The organism is Ruegeria sp. CDSC002 (genome assembly GCF_059610905.1).
In genome coordinates, this window is record NZ_JBXWOM010000001.1 from 173,703 (window position 1) to 190,761 (window position 17,059).

A 17,059-nucleotide genomic window follows, 5' to 3' on the forward strand; every position below is an offset into this window, starting at 1 on the left:
TGGATTAGGCTCCGCTGTAAATACGCCGCTGACGCTCGTTCATGCGCGCCGTGTCGAGGATCAGGCAAACATCTGTTGTGTTGAACGCGTGGTCGATAAACGCCCCCTCGCCCACAAAGCCACCCAACCGCAGGTACGCCTTGATCAGCGCGGGAACCTGTACCATCGCCCCACGGCGATCCAGCGCATCCGGCGCGACAAGGTCCATGCTTTGAAACACATCGGGTTGCGCCCTGACCCGCAGGTCCGGCGGGGCCAGATGATTGTGGTGCAACATCGACAAAGGCTGGGCCAATTCCTGTACATTGATGCCGTGGAAGCTGGCGACCCCGAACAGCACCTCAATCTCGCGCTCAGCCACATATCCCGCTAGACCATTCCAAAGATGGTACATCGCCGTTCCGCCCCGATAGTCCGGGTGAAGGCAGGAACGTCCAAGCTCCAACAATTTGCGGCCGCTCTGTTTCAAAACAGTCAGGTCGTATTCATCCTCGGAATAGAACTGCCCCAATTCGATGGCTCGTTCACCCGGTAACAGCCTGTAAACGCCCACAACCTCGCCAGTGGCGTCATCATAGGCCAGCATGTGATCAAAATAAGGATCGAACTGATCCTGCTCTAACCCTGCCTCGTGGTCCACCATCTTGCCGCCGCCGCCCAATTCGCGGACGAATACGTCATATCGTAGCCTTTGGGCTGCGCGCAGTTCGGCCTCGGATTCGGCGAGTTTTACGGTGAAAGAAGGGCCTGCATCCGGCATCAGTTATTCCGCTTTTGTTTGCGCGCTGATACCGCAGTTTTCGGTCAAATGGCAACCGGCGCGGCGGCGGCCCATCGTTAACCATTCTTAAACCAGTTTCACGGATCAAAGACGGGCGTCAGGGCGATGCGGGTTCCGTCAATCACCACTTTTCCCTGATCGCGGAAATTCACGGTGACTTTGCCGCCGATGTTGGACTGAACTTGTCCGACGCCCCAATCGGGGAAATCGGGGTGGCGGACATACATGCCCGGTGCAAGTATGGCATTGAGGTCTGTCATGATCGGGCTCCGGTCCGGCGGCAGATACAACAGGAGAGGTACGCATGGGCGACACCAACGTCAATCTGGCCGAACTGATCGGGTCTCGAATTTGTCACGATCTGATCAGCCCCATTGGCGCAATAAACAACGGGCTGGAACTGCTTGAGATGGTCGGAACCATGCAGGGCCCCGAGATGGAGCTGATCTCGGGCAGCGTCGGAAGTGCCGGAGCAAAGATCAGGTTCTTTCGCGTCGCTTTTGGGTCGGCCAGCGATCAACCGTTGGGCCGGGCCGAGGTCACTGAGTTGTTGAAAGACGTCGAAAGCGTTGGTCGCGTGCGTGTCAACTGGCACGTGACCGATGCCATGCCCCGCAATCAGGTCAAGCTCGCCTTTCTGGCCCTTATGTGTTGCGAAAGCGCCATGCCGATGGGGGGCGACGTCACCGTGGCAAATAACGGTGGCAGTTGGACGGTGACCGGTGTGGCGGACAAGCTGAATATAGAGGCTGATCTTTGGAAGAACCTACCCAAAGGCCAATTTGCGAACAAGGTGACGCCAGCACAGGTGCAGTTTGCACTGCTGCCCCAGACCGCTGCCTCGATGGGTCGGCGGGTTGTGGCGGAAACCACCTCAACCCGCGTCGCTATCCGGTTTTAGGACCGTACGGTTCCGTTGCCGCGGACAAGGTATTTGAAGCTCGTCAGCTGAGCGGCCCCGACTGGGCCGCGCGCATGCATTTTGCCAGTTGCAATACCGATCTCGGCCCCCATTCCGAACTCGCCACCATCGGCAAACTGGGTTGAGGCATTGTGCATCAGAATCGCACTGTCGAGCCGCTCAAAGAACCGGGCGGCGACATCGGCATCCTCGGTCATGATGCAATCGGTGTGGTTCGAACCGAACTGGCGGATATGCGCGATTGCCTGATCAATATCAGCCACCGGCTTGGCTGCGATGATGCTGTCGAGGAATTCCTTGCCCCAGTCGTCGCCCGTGGCCGCAATGGTGCCGTCCATGGCTAACGCGCCTTCGGCATGGATTTCGACGCCCGCCGCAAGCAAGGCGGATATGATATCCCGGCCGAGTGTTTCAGCCACATCCTGATGGATCAGCAGACATTCGGCCGCACCACAGATTCCGGTACGCCGGGTTTTGGCGTTCAGCACGACGTCCAGCGTTTTCTGGGGGTCTGCAGCCTTGTCGATATAGATGTGCACGATACCTTCTAAGTGCGCAAAGACCGGCACGCGTGCCTCGCTCTGAACCAACCCAACCAGACCTTTTCCCCCGCGCGGAACGATGACGTCCACACAATCGGTCATGGTCAGCAGCTCTTGCACAGCGGCGCGGTCTCGCGTGGGCACAAGTTGAATGGCGTCTTCTGGCAGGTTTGCAGCCTTTAGCCCTTGGACCAGACAGGCGTGAATGGCGGTTGAGGAATGGAAACTTTCAGAGCCACCGCGCAGGATCACTGCATTGCCCGACTTCAGGCACAATGCGCCTGCATCCGCCGTCACATTCGGACGGCTTTCGTAAATCACTCCGATAACGCCCAGAGGCGTGCGAACACGCTGGATGTTCAGGCCCGAGGCCATGTCCCATTCGGTCAGAACCTCGCCCACGGGGTCTGCCTGATCCGCGACCGTGCACAGCCCGTCGACCATGCCCTGAATCCGCGCTTCGTCCAGCATCAGCCGGTCCATCAACGCCGGGCTCAGGCCCTTTTCACGCCCAAACTCTAGGTCTTTCTTGTTGGCCTCAATGATATCCGCGCGGTTGGCCCAAACAGCGTCAGCCGCGGCAATCAGGGCGGCATGTTTCCGCTCGGCGCTTGCATAGGCCAGATCGGCCGAGGCTGCTTTAGCGCGTTTACCAAGATCGGCCATAAGGGCGGGAATGTTGTCGAAATCCTTCATCTCAGGTGCCTTTCGGTCGGTCATTTGGTTCTATCATCGCGCCATTACAGCGCCAAATCATCTCGATGGATCAGGACGGCCCGGCCTGGATAGCCCAGTGTGGCTTCGATCTCTGAGGACTTCCGACCCTTGATCGCATCCGCCTCTTGCGCGGTATACCGGCTGAGGCCCTGCGCCAAACGCCTCGATTGGTGGTCCATGATCGCAACCGGATCACCGCGTCCGAAATCGCCGGTTACTTCAACGATACCAGCAGGCAGCAGGCTTTTGCCATTACCCAACGCTTTGGCCGCGCCTGCGTCCACTATGATTTCACCCCGCGGTTTCATGGCCGAAATCCAGCGCTTGCGCGCGGCATGTGGGTCCAGCGTCGCAGTGAACCAAGTGCAATTCGCGCCATCTTCAAGCGATTTCAGTGGGTTCAAAGTCGAACCTTCGGTGATCGCCATATCACAACCGGCAGCAGTTGCCATCTTGGCGGCCAGCAGCTTGGTCTTCATTCCGCCTTTGGACAGGCCGGAACCGGCATCGCCTGCCATTTCCTCGATCTCGGGCGTGATGGTCTCAACAACATCGAAACGCTTGGCGTTTCCGTCTTTACTCGGGTTCCCGGTGTAGAAACCGTCGACATCCGATAACAGGATCAATTGATCGGCCCCAACCGTCACCGCGATCTGTGCCGCCAACCGGTCATTGTCGCCGTAGCGGATCTCATCTGTAGCCACCGTATCGTTTTCGTTGACGATCGGAACCACGCCCAAACTCAGCAAAGTTTCCAGCGTCGCGCGCGAATTCAGATACCGCCGCCGGTCTTCGCTGTCTTCCAGCGTCACCAAAACCTGCGCAGTTGTGATTCTGTGCGGCGTCAAAGCCTCTTCATAGGCCCGCGCCAGGCGAATTTGGCCAACAGCAGCGGCGGCCTGAGATTGTTCCAACGGCAAATCCGCCATGGGCAGGCCCAAAACACCGCGCCCCAACGCAATCGAGCCGGATGAGACCAAAATGACGTCAGTTCCCTGCCTTTTGAGCCAGGCCACGTCTTGGGCCAGCGAGTGCAACCAATCCGACCTCAGCAACCCGGTATCACGGTCCACCAGCAAGGCAGAGCCGATTTTGACTACCAATCGGCGTGCTGCGGTCAGGGTTGCCAAGACTTGGTCTCCTCAACGGGTTTTTGTCGCAGGCGGTTTTCGTCGATCTGGGCACGCAAGGCGCGCAACACTTCGGTCACGCCCAGATGCGCGACGCCAGACATGGTCATCACAGGGCCACCAACAGCCTCTTCCAGCTCGGCCCGTTGCAGCGCCTGCTCCTCTTCGTCCAGCGCATCGACCTTGTTCAGAACTGTGATCCTGGGCTTTTCAGCCAGTTCACCGCCGTAAGCTTCAAGCTCATGAATGATGGTGCGGTAATCCTCGGCGACGGTTTCCGAGGTGCCATCGACCAGATGCAGCAGAACGGCACAACGTTCCACGTGACCAAGGAACCGATCTCCAATCCCGCGCCCCTCATGGGCGCCTTCGATCAGGCCGGGAATATCCGCGACGACAAATTCCACATTGTCGACACCGACAACACCAAGATTAGGATGCAGGGTCGTGAACGGATAGTCAGCAATCTTGGGTCGCGCGTTCGATGTGGCCGCCAGAAAAGTCGACTTACCAGCATTAGGCATGCCAAGCAGACCCACATCCGCAATCAGCTTCAGCCGCAGCCAGATCGTGCGGTCGATCCCTGCCTGACCGGGGTTAGCCCGGCGCGGAGCCTGATTGGTTGCCGATTTGAAGTGCAGGTTGCCAAAGCCACCATTGCCGCCCTTGGCCAGCAGAACACGCTGCCCAACCTCTGTCAGGTCGCAGATGACGGTCTCTTCGTCCTCGTCCAGAATCTCAGTTCCGACAGGCACGCGCAGGATGATTTCGTCACCATCCTTGCCCGTGCGCTGCTGTCCACGACCGGGTTGACCGTTCTTGGCAAAGAAATGCTGCTGATAGCGGAAGTCGATCAGGGTGTTCAGCCCGTCCACAACCTCGGCCCAAACAGACCCGCCCTTACCGCCGTCCCCGCCATCGGGACCGCCGTATTCAATGTATTTTTCACGCCGAAAGCTGACGCACCCGCCACCGCCGGCCCCGGACCGGATGTAGACCTTTGCAAGATCGAGAAATTTCATAACTGTCCCCTACTGCAAGGGCCCCATCGGCCACAAGTCAGAGTTTTTTACTATATGTCCAGGTGGGCACATTCGCATCGCGCGCCACCGAGTAACTTTCGGCATCACCCAGATACTGGAACCCACAATGGGTCAGAACCCGGGCCGAGGCAGGATTGTCCTGAAACACGCTGGCAAACAAATTCGAGTTTTCAAGCGGGTTAGCTTTCACCAACATCTCGACGGCCAATGAGGCTACGCCTGTATTCCAGTAAACAGGCGCCACCCAATAGCCAACTTCGGACTGATTGCGATCCAGCCGTGTAAGCGAAATCAGACCAATCAGTTCCGGCCCACCATCTTTGGTGGCGTCCATCGCCCAGACGTCCTCATCCCGGTCTTCAGCCATTGAACGCGTCACAAACGCCTCGACCGACCCCGGTGGCAGCGGATGCGGGATCGACGTGGTCATACGTGCCACGCGCTCATCGCCTGCATAATGCTCGATGAGACCCATATCCGACCGGCGCAATGGGCGCAGATCGAACCGCTCGGTTTCGAGGACCGGCTGGTTTATTATTGTCTCAAGTTTCATGAGTGCGTTCCTCCTCCGAACAACACAAAAAATACGGACGCAACAGTGAGACTCGCTAACGTCCACATCAGATATTTTTCCACGGGCCGACCTTCAACCACGTGGGCAATTCTATCTCCGGCAAATGTCCAGATCGGGTGTAAAACCGCCTGGCAAAGCAATAAACAGAGAGCGATCGTGAACGTCGCGTTAAAGCTGGGCGTGCCAACCGCAACGAACCCGGTAAAACCGGCTATGATCATGGCCCATGCCTTTGGGTTAAGGGGATGAACGATCAGCCCCGCCCAAAAACCGGGCACGTCTCCAGTGGTTTCACTGCGCGAAAGACGCAGGTTCGCGATCTTCCAGGCCAGCCAGCAGATATACGCCGCCGAGGCGTATTTCAGGACCGAAAAGACAATCGGTGCCTGATCCGCGAGCTGCAGCAGACCAAAACCAACGGGCCAGATGATCAGCTGTTTGCCCAGGATCACTCCGGCCACAAACGGCAGAGCCGCCCGAAACCCATAGCGTGCACCTGTGCCCAGCAGAACCATATTGGCGGGTCCGGGCGTTCCGACCTGAGAGGCTGCGAAGATCAGGAAACTAGTTGTTGCAACGGTCATTGCAACGCCTCCCAGTCCACACGACGCAGCAAAACGTCCTGAATTATCACATCTTCGTTGGTCGACCGCGCCGTCGCACGATGCTGGCCATTTGGTTTGAACCCAAGTTTTGACAAGACCGCCTTGGACCGTTCGTTGCCGACATGATAACCCGAGGTCAGTTTCTGCTGATCAGCCGCAAAGAACCTCGAAATCATCGCGCGGGAAGCTTCGGTCACATAACCTTGCCCCCAGGACGCTTTGGCAACCCAATACCCCAGCTGGGATCCGGTCGAGATACAGCCGATAAGGTTCCCTTCCCGAGTAATGGCAAAGGCATCATGCTCGGAAGCCATTTCGTCAACAAATTCGGTCGAATGCGCGTTCTCATAGGGGTGCGGTACAACCGTCAACCAGCGCACCACGTCCAGATCGTTCAGAAGAGTGACAAGACGCGACGAGTCCTCACGCCGAAACCGACGCAAGACAAGACGCTCTGTTTTTATCACTTCGGTCATGGGACCGCTCCTGAAAACGAGAAAGGGGACCGGCACTTTCTGCCGGTCCCCCATGAAATTTTCTTAAACCTTCTGGGTTTCGGCTTACTCTGCGGCCTCCGCCACTGGCAGGACCGAAATAAAGGTGCGGTTTTTCAGTCCCTTGTGGAACTTCACGGCGCCATCCACGGTTGCAAAGATGGTGTGATCTTTGCCCATGCCTACGCCTTCGCCCGGCCAGAACTTGGTGCCGCGCTGACGCACGATGATGTTGCCTGAAATGGCGGCCTGGCCACCATACAGTTTCACGCCAAGGCGGCGACCAGCTGAGTCGCGACCGTTACGGGAGGAACCGCCAGCTTTTTTGTGTGCCATTCTGTCTCTCCTTAGCCTTTAGCCAGATCTTTGGCCTGCTCAACCCATTCGGGTTTCACTTTGACCGTTTCGATAGCAGCAATCTGATCGTCCGACAAGGCGGCCAGAGCGGCAAAGCTCTCGATACCGGCTTCGGCCAGCTTCTTGGCAGCGGCGGGGCCGACACCAGTCAACTGGGTCAGATCGTCAGCGGCAGCAGCTGCGGCAGGTGCCTTTGCTTTGGCTTCAGCTTTCTTGGCAGGCTTTTTTGCCACGGGGGCAGCTTCGCCAGCCGGCGCCGAACCGGTTGCAGCTTTGATGCCCGACTTGTCGGCGCCTGACGCCAAAATGTCGGTGATCTTGACCAGAGTCAGCTTCTGACGGTGGCCAACGGTACGCTTCGAGCTGTGCTTACGACGGCGTTTTACGAAGTTGATGACCTTGTCACCTTTGATCTGTTCGATCACTTCGGCCTGAACGCCTGCGCCTGCGACGAACGGTGCACCGACAACCGGAGCGTCGCCGCCCAGCATCAGAACATCGTTGAATTGAACTGTTTCACCTGCGTCGGCAGCCAATTTTTCAACGCGGAGGATATCGCCCGCTTGAACTTTGTACTGCTTGCCGCCAGTCTTGAGGACCGCAAACATGCGTCTTTCCTTTGTCCAATCGCGTTCTATGGTCCCCGACCGGGCGTTTTTGGCTTTCGCCACCTCGAACAGCGCGCCCTTTTCGGGCTGTGTGACGACCCGTGGGACAAGGTCCTAGGGTCAATAATAACGACACCCGGCGCGGAAAACCGGCCGGGATGCGCGCTTATCCATAGATTGATCGGCAAAGTCAACATCAAATACAGGATCAAAGATCCGATGCGCCAAGCGCCCGTGAGACCGCCTGCCCCAGTTGAAAATAGATCTGGTCATACATCTTATCGAAACCATCGAAAAAGGCCTCGTTAACGGCGCGCCCGGTCTCAGTTCGGGAAAAAGCAATGTTCTCCCGCATCTGAGCCTCATCGAGCGGTTGATAGGCCACCAGAAGGAAGGAATACAACCAGATGCGGTTTTCCTCGGTAAGCCTGTCCTTGTCCGACAAAAGCTGCGCCAGAATATCTTCCGAGCTGGTTCCGGCATCCGCGCTGAGGCCGCGAAAAAAGTTATAATCCGAACTAAGCGAGCTTTGTACGTTCTTTTCGATAAGGTCGTTGACTTCGATATACTCGCCGACCAGCCGGTAAAGCTGGGTGCCGCCTGCCCCGTTCAGATAGTTTTCGCGTGCCATGTCCTTGATGGTTTCATCCGCGAAGGCCCTTCTGGCCGAGTTTTCCAGAGTGATAACGGTTTGCCCGACATCACTTTCAAAGAACAGGATGGCGCGATCCACCTGGCTGGCTGTCAGGCTGGTCTCGAAGGTCCCAGAAATCTGTTCCTGCATCCACTGTGGATCATAAATTTCGTCCACCTGATCATCAAAAAACGGCCCGCCGTCACCACCCAGAAATGTGTCGTTCAGGTCTTTCGCCTGTGCCAAACCTTCGTCGCGCAGGATATCGACGACCTGCTCCAATTGAAGTGCCAGCATGAGGCGTTCAACCCGCTCGGACGCTGCCAGTGGCATGGCTGACAGAAACACGGCGAAACAAGCAGCGATCAGGCGCATCAGATATCCTGGGCTGGATGTAGTTCCGCCATCCGCGCGGCCAGATCTTCAAACTTCATGGCCATGATTTCGTATTGAATGGCATTCAGCAGCTCATAGACTTCTTGCATCAAAGGCTGCTCCAAAGCCTCAGCATAGGCGACGACCTCAGAATCCGAGAAGTCCTGATAGGTATAGGCTGCCCCGGCAAGTGCGGACAGCTGCAAAGCCTGACGCATGCCGGTCTCATTGCGCTTCATCATCTGACGCAGCTCATCCGCGCCCAGTTGCAAGTCGATCACCCCCGAGGCGCTGGCAGCGAGCAAAAAGCGCACCTGAATTTCCTGCAGCGCACGCAATGCCGTCCCGCTGGAATCAATTGCATTGTTCATGCGTTTCAGATTTTCGACCCGTTTCGATCCACCCTTGATCAGGTCCGAGACGATTTTCTGCCCTTCAAGTTGCTTGGCATCGTCATCTTCAACCATGTGCGATGCATTCTCGGACTCGACCAGCCGTTGCCCAAGATCGGATGCATAAAACTCGACCGCATGGGTCAGCGCCTCATCGCTCAGCGTCTGTTCCAGAATAGACACGGCTGTTTCGCGCATTTCCTTGGTATCAAAGACTTCTTCGGTCAGGCGTGTCCAGTCGGACCCAAACCCATCAGGATCGATCCCCAACATTTGCGGGGCTGAGGCCGAGGCCAGAGCGATGCTTTCAAGTGCAACGTCGAACCCGGTTGTTGTCAAAAAGGCTTCGATCCGATCCCGTCCGGCAGCAAATGCTTGCTGCGACCCGGAAATCACGAACAGAACGGCGGCGAATAGCGGCAGGATAGTTTGGCGTAAAGGATATGTCATACCTATGAGCCTAGGGGAAATACCGCGTCAGGCAACGGAAAATCCCGCCTTTGTCATTTTCAGGAATTTTCTGCTTGCACCCCCGCGCGTTCCTCACTAAATCCCCCCCTCACAGACCCCCGCGGAGAGGTGCCGGAGTGGTCGAACGGGGCGGTCTCGAAAACCGTTGTGGGTGCAAGCCCACCCAGGGTTCGAATCCCTGTCTCTCCGCCACATACCGCACCCATACGTGACCACGGGTGCCGCAAGTGCCTTATTTTTATGGTGCTTTGACAACATAGCTACCCAACAGATACCAGTGTAACCCAGACGTTCAGGTGGACTACGGGTGGACCATGCGCCAAACAGCATTACACAAACTAACCGCACGACAGGTTCAACACGCCAAACCGGGCAAGCACAGCGACGGTGGTGGTCTGTGGCTGGTCGTATCCGACTCGGGGTCGCGCAAGTGGGTTTTGCGTCACACGGTGGACGGAAAGAGGCGCGAACGGGGTCTGGGTGGATACCCTGCCGTTGGTCTGGCCGACGCCCGTGCCAAGGCCGCTGCGGTGCGTGACGGGGGTTTATTGCAAGTTGCAACCAACCCAACCACCAGCCCAACCTTTGCAGCCGCAATGGACCGATACCTGACGCTGCGCAGCGCTGAGTGGTCAAACACGAAACACGCCCGACAATGGCCAAGCACCCTGCACACCTATGCAGGGTCTTTGATGGACATGCCCGTTGCCGCGATACGCACAGCGGATGTGGTGGCCTGTCTCGCACCGATCTGGCAAAGCAAGCCTGAGACAGCCAGCCGTGTGCGCCAACGGATCGAACGGATACTGTCGGCCAGTATTGCTCTTGGCGAACGCGATGGTCCCAACCCGGCTGCACTGCGGGACAATCTCGAACTGGTGTTGGGCCGACAGGCCCGCACAGTACGGCATCACCCGGCTATACCTGTTGCCGACCTGCCCGACGCCTTTGCGACCGTGTGGCACAAGCGGGACACCGGCGCCGGTGCTATGGGTCTGGTGCTGGTCTTCCTGACCGCCCTGCGATCCGGCGAGGTCAGGCGGCTTGAGTGGGGTGACGTCGATGGTGATGTGGTGACGATACCTGCGTCTCGAATGAAGGCCCGACGCCCGCACAGGACGCCCGTGGTGCCACTGTTGAGGCAAGTGTTGGACGATCTGCCCCGATGGTCTGGAACCAGCCTTGTGGTGCCGGGACAGAGCAACCGGCCCATGAGCGATGCAACGATGGCAGCGGCCCTGCGTCGGGCCGGTATGAGTGCCTATACCCCGCACGGTATTCGCAGCAGTTTTAGCGATTGGGCGCACGAATCAGGATACCCGCACCGGGCCATCGAAGATCAATTGGCGCACCAGATCGGCACGGACGTTGAACGTGCCTACCGTCGCGGGGATTACCTGCAACAGCGCGTGCCGATGATGTGCGATTGGACCAAGTATCTGACATCTAAGTTAAACGTCATATAGCTTTAAAACTATACCCTAACCTATTGTTATATAACAATTCCTAGCGTTGCTATGGTGCGTTCAATGTGGTTCCAATATGGTCAGAAGTTACCAGAAGGAACCAGTTATGGAACGCAAGCAAGGACTTGCCCGCGCTAAGGAAGCGCAGCAGTTTTTCGGCATCGGCCCGACCGCATTCTATCGTGCAATTAAAGCCGGTGTGATCCCGCAACCAAAGATCATCCTAAAGAACACCCGAGGATGGGATTGGGATGAATTGTACGCCGCCAAAGACGCTCTGCCGTCAGCCAATCTGGGTGATGCGGCGTGATCCACTACCCCAACCTGATGGTGCCAGAGGCAAGGGTCGCGTACTCGAAAGAGCGGCAGGAATTTCTGGATCAAAATTTCGTTACGACGGTGATGGGTGAAGCCGGAACCGGCAAGACGCACGAATTGAAGAACAACTTCGACGGTTGGTCCGATGCTCTGATTGTGACGCCGACCCACCGTGCGGCCAATGTGCTGCGCGACCGGATACCGGGTGGCGCGGATCGCATCGGAACCTATCATTCGAAGTTGATCGAATGGATCGAACTAAAGTCGGACGAATACGATGAACGCGATCCCGCTGGTAGCATTCGCCGTGCAATCGACAGGCGCCAGCAACGCGACCCTTATTACAACAAGGGTGGTAACCCGAACACGATCAAAGATCGCCTGTATAGCTATTACCCGCGCCAGCAACGCGACACACAAGGAAACATCGTCGGGTTTATGTTCGGTGTGTGGCTGGATATTGCGGGCATGACTCACAAGGTGTTCGTGGACGAAGCGTCAATGATTGGTGACTTCCAAGTTCGCAAACTGGTCAAACTGGCAAACCCCGGTCAGATCGAATTTTATCTGGACCCCTACCAATTGGGTCCGGTGAAGGCGAAGCCGTTCTGGGTGGACATTGAACCGACGAAGATGTTGACGAAGAACTACCGACAGGACGGGCCGTTGCTGGACGTTATGCGCCGGATACGGGCCGCTGTGGACCTGTACGACGTGCAGCCCAGCCTGCCTTTCATCGGAATGCCTGAGAACATCCACACCCGCATCATGGAAGGTCGGGCGATTGCAATTGGCTGGCGGAATGCCACCGTATCGAATTTCAATGTTTCCGCGCGTACAGCGATGGGATTACCGCCGACAAACCCGGTACCGGGGGAACCGCTGATCTGCGTGGATAACATCCCGAACCTTGGCATCTTCAACAACCAGCCCGTCGTGGTAGAAGAAGTCCTGCCCGATTGGACAATCAAGATTGAAGGCGTGGACGATCCGGTGCTGTGGTCACTGCGTTACGCCAAACCTCATGCGCCTGTGGCATCACCACCGCCGGAAGCGTTTGTACGTGTGGATGGCCCACCGGTCGTGCCGCTTTGCAGTGCCTTCTGCATAACGGCTCACAGCGCACAGGGCGGGGAATGGCGGGAAGTCTACGTTGTGGACGAGTCGACCAGCCTGTTGGCGATGGCCAAGAAACTGGCGTGTGAGGCACCCGAAAACGGATCGCCATTCTATATCCAGACCCCGCAGGAACAAGCATTGTCGTGGCTCTACACGGCTGCAACTCGGGCGAAGATGTTTTTGTCCTTCGCCCGTTAAGCCACAAGACCCGACCGGGGCAGCTTGGCCGCTGCGTACTGACAGTCCGGTCGGTCCATCCTGAAAAGAAAAGACCCGGTTGCACGCGCATGTGCAGACCGGGCCAATGAAAGTGTCAGTGCATATGACCAATAATAACACCCCAAACCGTAACTGGAAAGATGAGGCCATTGCGACAGGTCTGCCCGTGTTCCCGTGCAACATCACGTGGAACGGTCAGAAGTGGGACAAGGTGCCGTTGATCAAAGATTGGGTCAACGCGGCCAGTACGGATCGCGCGGCCATTGATCTGATGCCGTGGGATGGCGCCAATGGATATGGTGTTGCCACCGGTAACGGTATCTACGTGATAGACGATGACGGGTACAAACCCGGCAGTCAGGCGGGCGAATGGTTGGCCGCACGTGGTCTGAATGGCGGCACGCGGACACACAGGACGATCAGCGGGGGCGTCCATCGGATTTACATGTTGCCACCCAATGTGAGGTTACGCAGCCGACAGGGCGTGGTCACTGGTCTGGACACCCGTGGTGATGGTGGCTTTATCGCGTTCGGTGAAGGATACGATGTTATCGACGCCAGCCCGCCCGCACCGCTGGACCCGACCATCATTGCCGAACTGGATCGACCGGCACGGGAAGTGATCGAAGCGAACGATGCCGAGTTTGTTGAAGTGCCGCTTGATCCGTTGTTGATCGCCCGCGTGGAAGACCTGAAGGCCAAGAACCCGACATTTGCTGAGGCCATGACAGAACCGCAGGATGACCGTTCAAAGGCGTTGGGGTTGGTTTCCAGGTACTTGCGCAGTTACGGATTTACCAGCCACGAATACGTCACGGTGGTGATGCATCTGTCCAATGCACCACGGGACCACGTTTTGAAGGAAGCCAAGCGCAGACGTGGCGTGCGGGCGTTGAAACGGTTCTGGTCGATGGGCGGTATTGATGAGGCGGCACACGTGGCCGCTTTGGGGCCGGTGCGGATGCCCGAAGTGCATGTGGAACCCGTGGTGGCCGATCCGCGCGATATTGACGAATGGTTCAATGAACTGGTGGCACTGCCCATCGAAGAACGTCACGCCATCGATCCGGGGGATTTCGAGACGAACATCAGGATGTTCGTGACAGCGTATTTCACCTATGAGGGAATGCCCACGTTGCGCACGTGGCGCGATCAGACGTACCGCTGGATGGTGACACACTGGTCGCCCGTATCGGACGCGTGGATCACCGACATGATGGTTCACTTTTTCGGCAAGGTCGTCTGCTACCTCAAGGAAAAGAAGCAAGACGGTGCGACTATATATGAGCCAAAGAAAGTATCCGCGACCCGGATGTTTCTGGCCAACCACATGACCGCGTTCAAGGCCGTGACGCGGTACCCGGATCGCAAGGAAACCGGATGGCCAACAGCCCGTCCCGGTACGTGGCAGGGGGTACACAACGGCATCCTTGATCTGGACACCGGCAAGTTGGTCGGACACACCCCGGATTTCTTTAATACCACTTGGATTGACGCACCGTGGAACCCCGATGCGGTACTGGACGGATCGGCCTATGAAGGGTTTTTGCGCGACATGCTGGTCTGGGACGATCAGATCGCGGTCATGCAGGAAGGCTTCGGATATGTCCTGTCCGGTGCCACCTACATGCAGAAGTGTTTCAACATCATCGGTCAGCGCCGGTGCGGTAAAGGGACCATGATGCGCCTGTTCAAATCGATGCTTGGCGGGTTGGTCTATTCGATCCGGTCGAACCAGTTGGGTGGCCGTTTCGTTATGGAAGGCGCGATTGATAAATCCCTGATGGTGGTGCCTGACGTTCGACTGTCGAAGGATTCAGACTTTGCCGCGATTACGGAAATGATCCTGACCATCACCGGCGAAGATGACATTGATGTGGAACGCAAAGGTCGAACTGGGTGGTCTGGTCGGACAACGGTGCGCTTGATGCTGTTGTCAAACTCAATACCGATGTTCCGAGACGGTGACGGAGTACTGGCCAGCCGCTTCGTCTACATCATGTGTCCCAATTCGTTCTATGGGCGCGAAGATCACGGACTGCTGGACAAGCTACTGGCCGAACGTGACGTGATCCTGCGTTGGGCTGTGGAAGGCTGGCAACGTCTACGCGCAGCCCAAAAGTTCACACAATCTGCATATAACGTAAAACTTATGGGTGAAAGTGAAGTGCGTATGGACCCGGTTGGCAAGTTCATTGAGACGCATTGTGACGTAACCGGTGACGCCAACGACTTTCTGTCAACCGACACGTTGTTCACATTCTTCCAACCGTGGGCCGATAACTACGACGCTGGTCTTTGGACAAAGAAGGGTTTCTCGCAAACACTGAACAACAAACCGCTCAAAGTACAGTTAACGAACCGTCAAAGCGGCACATCACGTGGTTTCGCTGGCTTGAGATGGAAATCAGTGACTAAAGTATCGTAAATTCGCCGCTCATTCCTTTTATATGGGAATCACCACGTGCGTTCGTATGTACGTGGTGAACACATCACACGTTGTTAATTGTCAATTTTCCTTACGCGTATAGTACCCCCCTTTTATTCATCACTTGCGTCACTATTCTTTATTCAGGGGAATATAGGGGCAATAATATAAAAAATGAGCGTAGCCAATACCTGTAGTCCCGTGGCTATAGGATGCGGACAGAGCAGACCAAGCAACCAACGACCAGACCACCAACCAGCGACACGATGCGTTGCGTGATTGCCTATAGGCGTGACGATATATGTGATGTGTTCCACGAAATTCGTGGATCAATCAGCGAATTTCGCTGAATGGTCGGAAAATATTTCCGACCGCGTGACGCACTGACCACCAGCCACCGTGATCGTCAAACGGTGGGGCCGGGGGTTTGGATCGTGCGAACGGGGTCCAGCACCGCGCCGGGGAGCTTTCTTCGCTACGGCCCTGCAAAAATGAGGTTGGTGGAAAAGTGAAAATTTTTCCTTTTTGGTCACCGAAATTCGGTGACCAACAGCTATCCAATTACGTGCCATTTACGCTGGATTTTGCGGAGTTTCTTCCGATTGGAGGATATTCCGCACTTTCACACCCAAAGTGTCTAGAATCTTCCGTTCGGAGGATATTAGACAAAATCAAACCTTCCAGTGACGGGAACCTTTGCTATAATGCGATGACTCGCACCCGCCGACGCAGGATCACACCGCATGTCCGACAGCACCGCCAGCGACTACCAGAAACGCAAAGCAGTTGAGAACGCCAACGCCGTACACGATTGGCCGACCGAAGCGGGGGAATGCGCTGAGGACAGTTGGGCCATATTCGTCAAAAATCAGGATTACCGTGCGCACGACGATTGGCCCGACAGCGACCTGATCGAACTGGCCCGCATGTCCCGTCTGCAAGCCATCGCCGTGGATTTGCAGAATTTGTTGGACGATCAGGGGTTCATTCTCATGGGTGGAAAATCCGGTCGCACACCTATCGAAAATCCAGCCGGTCGCGCCCTGTCCACGGTGAACGGATCGATCAATTCCATCGCCCGCCGCCTTGGTCTGACCAGTGCCAGCCGTGGTGACCGCGCCAGCCGTTCCAACCGCGCCCAACAGGAACGTGAAGCGGCCCGCGATCTGGCCACCAACACCGACGATCCGCTGGATCGCAGACGGCTGATGTAAATGGCGCGACGGAGGCCACCAAAGCACGCAAGAGGGATCGCCAGCCATGAACCCAGCACCAGCGGGAATGACATACAACGCATTCAGACGGGCAAAAGCGGAACTAAGTCACGCACTGGACAACCGGTGCGAAACCTGCGGCGAAACTCACCTAAGATTACTGGTCACATACACCGGCCCAATGAATGAACCGTTTGATGTCGATTACGCCTTGGCGAGATGCCAGACCTGCCATCGACGTGGGTATACCCAACCAATTACGATTGTGCTGGCCCATGTCCCCGCTTGAACTGATGATGGCCGATGCGGCCCGGTGCAATGCCAGCCTGAAAGAAATCCAGCAGGACAATCGCGGTGTCAGCTACACGGCAACCGGCAAGGTCATGCCGATCCGCGAACGTGAAGTGATCACACAACGTGCTGGCAAGTTGTGTGCCGGATGTGGATGCTTTCTCAAGCAAGACCAGCGATGGAATTACCGGGGCGAAACGTGCTGTTCGGAGCGGTGCCTGATCGACGTTCGCAGATGGAACCGCTGGACCAAAACCAGCGTGGCGTGATCTACCTGTGGATGTGTCACGTGACGTGAGACATCCTGAACCGCAACCCACTGAAATTGTAGAAGAAAACCACGATGAAGCCGTCAAAAA

Annotated in this window: 19 protein-coding genes and 1 tRNA gene; 8 read left to right on the forward strand and 12 right to left on the reverse strand. The window is 56.7% G+C overall.

What is annotated here, in order from left to right; all coding sequences use genetic code 11:
* Positions 1 to 4: 4 nt before the first annotated feature.
* Both olsB and AC2FJE_RS00920 read right to left on the reverse strand, forming a co-directional pair.
* The gene (gene olsB, locus AC2FJE_RS00915; RefSeq protein ID WP_496754018.1) at positions 5 to 760 is read right to left on the reverse strand and encodes an L-ornithine N(alpha)-acyltransferase; all 756 of its coding nucleotides are present in this window, start codon (positions 758 to 760) and stop codon (positions 5 to 7) included.
* 98 nt (positions 761 to 858) lie between these two features.
* Positions 859 to 1,041 carry a DUF3553 domain-containing protein gene (locus tag AC2FJE_RS00920; protein ID WP_282118443.1) on the reverse strand — a complete coding sequence of 61 codons (183 nt, stop codon included), beginning with the start codon at positions 1,039 to 1,041 and terminating at the stop codon, positions 859 to 861.
* 44 nt (positions 1,042 to 1,085) lie between these two features.
* Here AC2FJE_RS00920 and AC2FJE_RS00925 point away from each other — a divergent pair, with 44 nt between their 5' ends.
* Complete coding sequence (locus AC2FJE_RS00925) at positions 1,086 to 1,682, forward strand: histidine phosphotransferase family protein (protein ID WP_496754016.1); 597 nt, start codon at positions 1,086 to 1,088, stop codon at positions 1,680 to 1,682.
* Here AC2FJE_RS00925 and AC2FJE_RS00930 read toward each other — a convergent pair.
* The 10 genes from AC2FJE_RS00930 to AC2FJE_RS00975 form a co-directional block, all read right to left on the reverse strand.
* On the reverse strand, positions 1,679 to 2,941 hold the full coding sequence (locus tag AC2FJE_RS00930; RefSeq protein ID WP_496760657.1) for a glutamate-5-semialdehyde dehydrogenase: 1,263 nt from the start codon (positions 2,939 to 2,941) through the stop codon (positions 1,679 to 1,681). The genes AC2FJE_RS00925 and AC2FJE_RS00930 overlap by 4 nt on opposite strands.
* Before the next feature lie 44 nt (positions 2,942 to 2,985).
* Positions 2,986 to 4,092: a glutamate 5-kinase gene (proB, locus tag AC2FJE_RS00935; protein WP_496754014.1), complete on the reverse strand. Its 1,107-nt coding sequence runs from the start codon at positions 4,090 to 4,092 to the stop codon at positions 2,986 to 2,988.
* A complete protein-coding gene (gene obgE, locus AC2FJE_RS00940) occupies positions 4,080 to 5,114 on the reverse strand; it encodes a GTPase ObgE (protein ID WP_108858609.1) in 1,035 nt (344 codons plus the stop codon). The genes proB and obgE overlap by 13 nt, the downstream gene beginning before the upstream one ends.
* 37 nt (positions 5,115 to 5,151) lie before the next feature.
* A complete protein-coding gene (locus tag AC2FJE_RS00945; RefSeq protein ID WP_058277925.1) occupies positions 5,152 to 5,688 on the reverse strand; it encodes a GNAT family N-acetyltransferase in 537 nt (178 codons plus the stop codon).
* On the reverse strand, positions 5,685 to 6,293 hold the full coding sequence (locus AC2FJE_RS00950) for a LysE family translocator (RefSeq protein WP_058271642.1): 609 nt from the start codon (positions 6,291 to 6,293) through the stop codon (positions 5,685 to 5,687). Before AC2FJE_RS00950 ends, AC2FJE_RS00945 begins: the two co-directional genes overlap by 4 nt.
* Positions 6,290 to 6,790, reverse strand: coding sequence for a GNAT family N-acetyltransferase (locus tag AC2FJE_RS00955; protein ID WP_496754012.1), 501 nt, complete (start codon positions 6,788 to 6,790; stop codon positions 6,290 to 6,292). Before AC2FJE_RS00955 ends, AC2FJE_RS00950 begins: the two co-directional genes overlap by 4 nt.
* 84 nt (positions 6,791 to 6,874) lie before the next feature.
* Entirely contained in the window at positions 6,875 to 7,144 is a 270-nt protein-coding gene (rpmA, locus tag AC2FJE_RS00960; RefSeq protein ID WP_058271644.1) for a 50S ribosomal protein L27, read from the reverse strand.
* A gap of 11 nt (positions 7,145 to 7,155) precedes the next feature.
* A complete protein-coding gene (locus tag AC2FJE_RS00965; RefSeq protein ID WP_058271645.1) occupies positions 7,156 to 7,773 on the reverse strand; it encodes a 50S ribosomal protein L21 in 618 nt (205 codons plus the stop codon).
* 208 nt (positions 7,774 to 7,981) lie between these two features.
* Entirely contained in the window at positions 7,982 to 8,782 is an 801-nt protein-coding gene (locus AC2FJE_RS00970; protein ID WP_496754010.1) for a DUF2059 domain-containing protein, read from the reverse strand.
* Positions 8,782 to 9,624 (reverse strand): DUF2059 domain-containing protein, encoded by an 843-nt coding sequence (locus AC2FJE_RS00975; RefSeq protein ID WP_282168326.1) that lies wholly within the window; start codon positions 9,622 to 9,624, stop codon positions 8,782 to 8,784. Before AC2FJE_RS00975 ends, AC2FJE_RS00970 begins: the two co-directional genes overlap by 1 nt.
* A 123-nt stretch (positions 9,625 to 9,747) precedes the next feature.
* On the opposite strand from AC2FJE_RS00975, the gene AC2FJE_RS00980 reads away from it, so the two are divergent.
* The 7 genes from AC2FJE_RS00980 to AC2FJE_RS01010 all read left to right on the forward strand — a co-directional run bounded on the left by AC2FJE_RS00980 (position 9,748) and on the right by AC2FJE_RS01010 (position 16,969).
* Positions 9,748 to 9,837 (forward strand) — tRNA-Ser (locus AC2FJE_RS00980).
* A gap of 122 nt (positions 9,838 to 9,959) precedes the next feature.
* Positions 9,960 to 11,111: a tyrosine-type recombinase/integrase gene (locus AC2FJE_RS00985; RefSeq protein WP_496760451.1), complete on the forward strand. Its 1,152-nt coding sequence runs from the start codon at positions 9,960 to 9,962 to the stop codon at positions 11,109 to 11,111.
* 106 nt (positions 11,112 to 11,217) lie between these two features.
* A complete protein-coding gene (locus AC2FJE_RS00990) occupies positions 11,218 to 11,421 on the forward strand; it encodes a helix-turn-helix transcriptional regulator (RefSeq protein WP_496760453.1) in 204 nt (67 codons plus the stop codon).
* Positions 11,418 to 12,746 (forward strand): AAA family ATPase, encoded by a 1,329-nt coding sequence (locus tag AC2FJE_RS00995; protein WP_496760455.1) that lies wholly within the window; start codon positions 11,418 to 11,420, stop codon positions 12,744 to 12,746. Before AC2FJE_RS00990 ends, AC2FJE_RS00995 begins: the two co-directional genes overlap by 4 nt.
* 124 nt (positions 12,747 to 12,870) lie before the next feature.
* Positions 12,871 to 15,195, forward strand: coding sequence for a phage/plasmid primase, P4 family (locus AC2FJE_RS01000; RefSeq protein ID WP_496760457.1), 2,325 nt, complete (start codon positions 12,871 to 12,873; stop codon positions 15,193 to 15,195).
* Positions 15,196 to 15,938: 743 nt separating this feature from the next.
* Complete coding sequence (locus tag AC2FJE_RS01005) at positions 15,939 to 16,409, forward strand: hypothetical protein (protein WP_496760459.1); 471 nt, start codon at positions 15,939 to 15,941, stop codon at positions 16,407 to 16,409.
* A 185-nt stretch (positions 16,410 to 16,594) separates the two neighbouring features.
* Entirely contained in the window at positions 16,595 to 16,969 is a 375-nt protein-coding gene (locus tag AC2FJE_RS01010) for a hypothetical protein (RefSeq protein WP_496760461.1), read from the forward strand.
* The last annotated feature ends 90 nt before the right edge of the window (positions 16,970 to 17,059 follow it).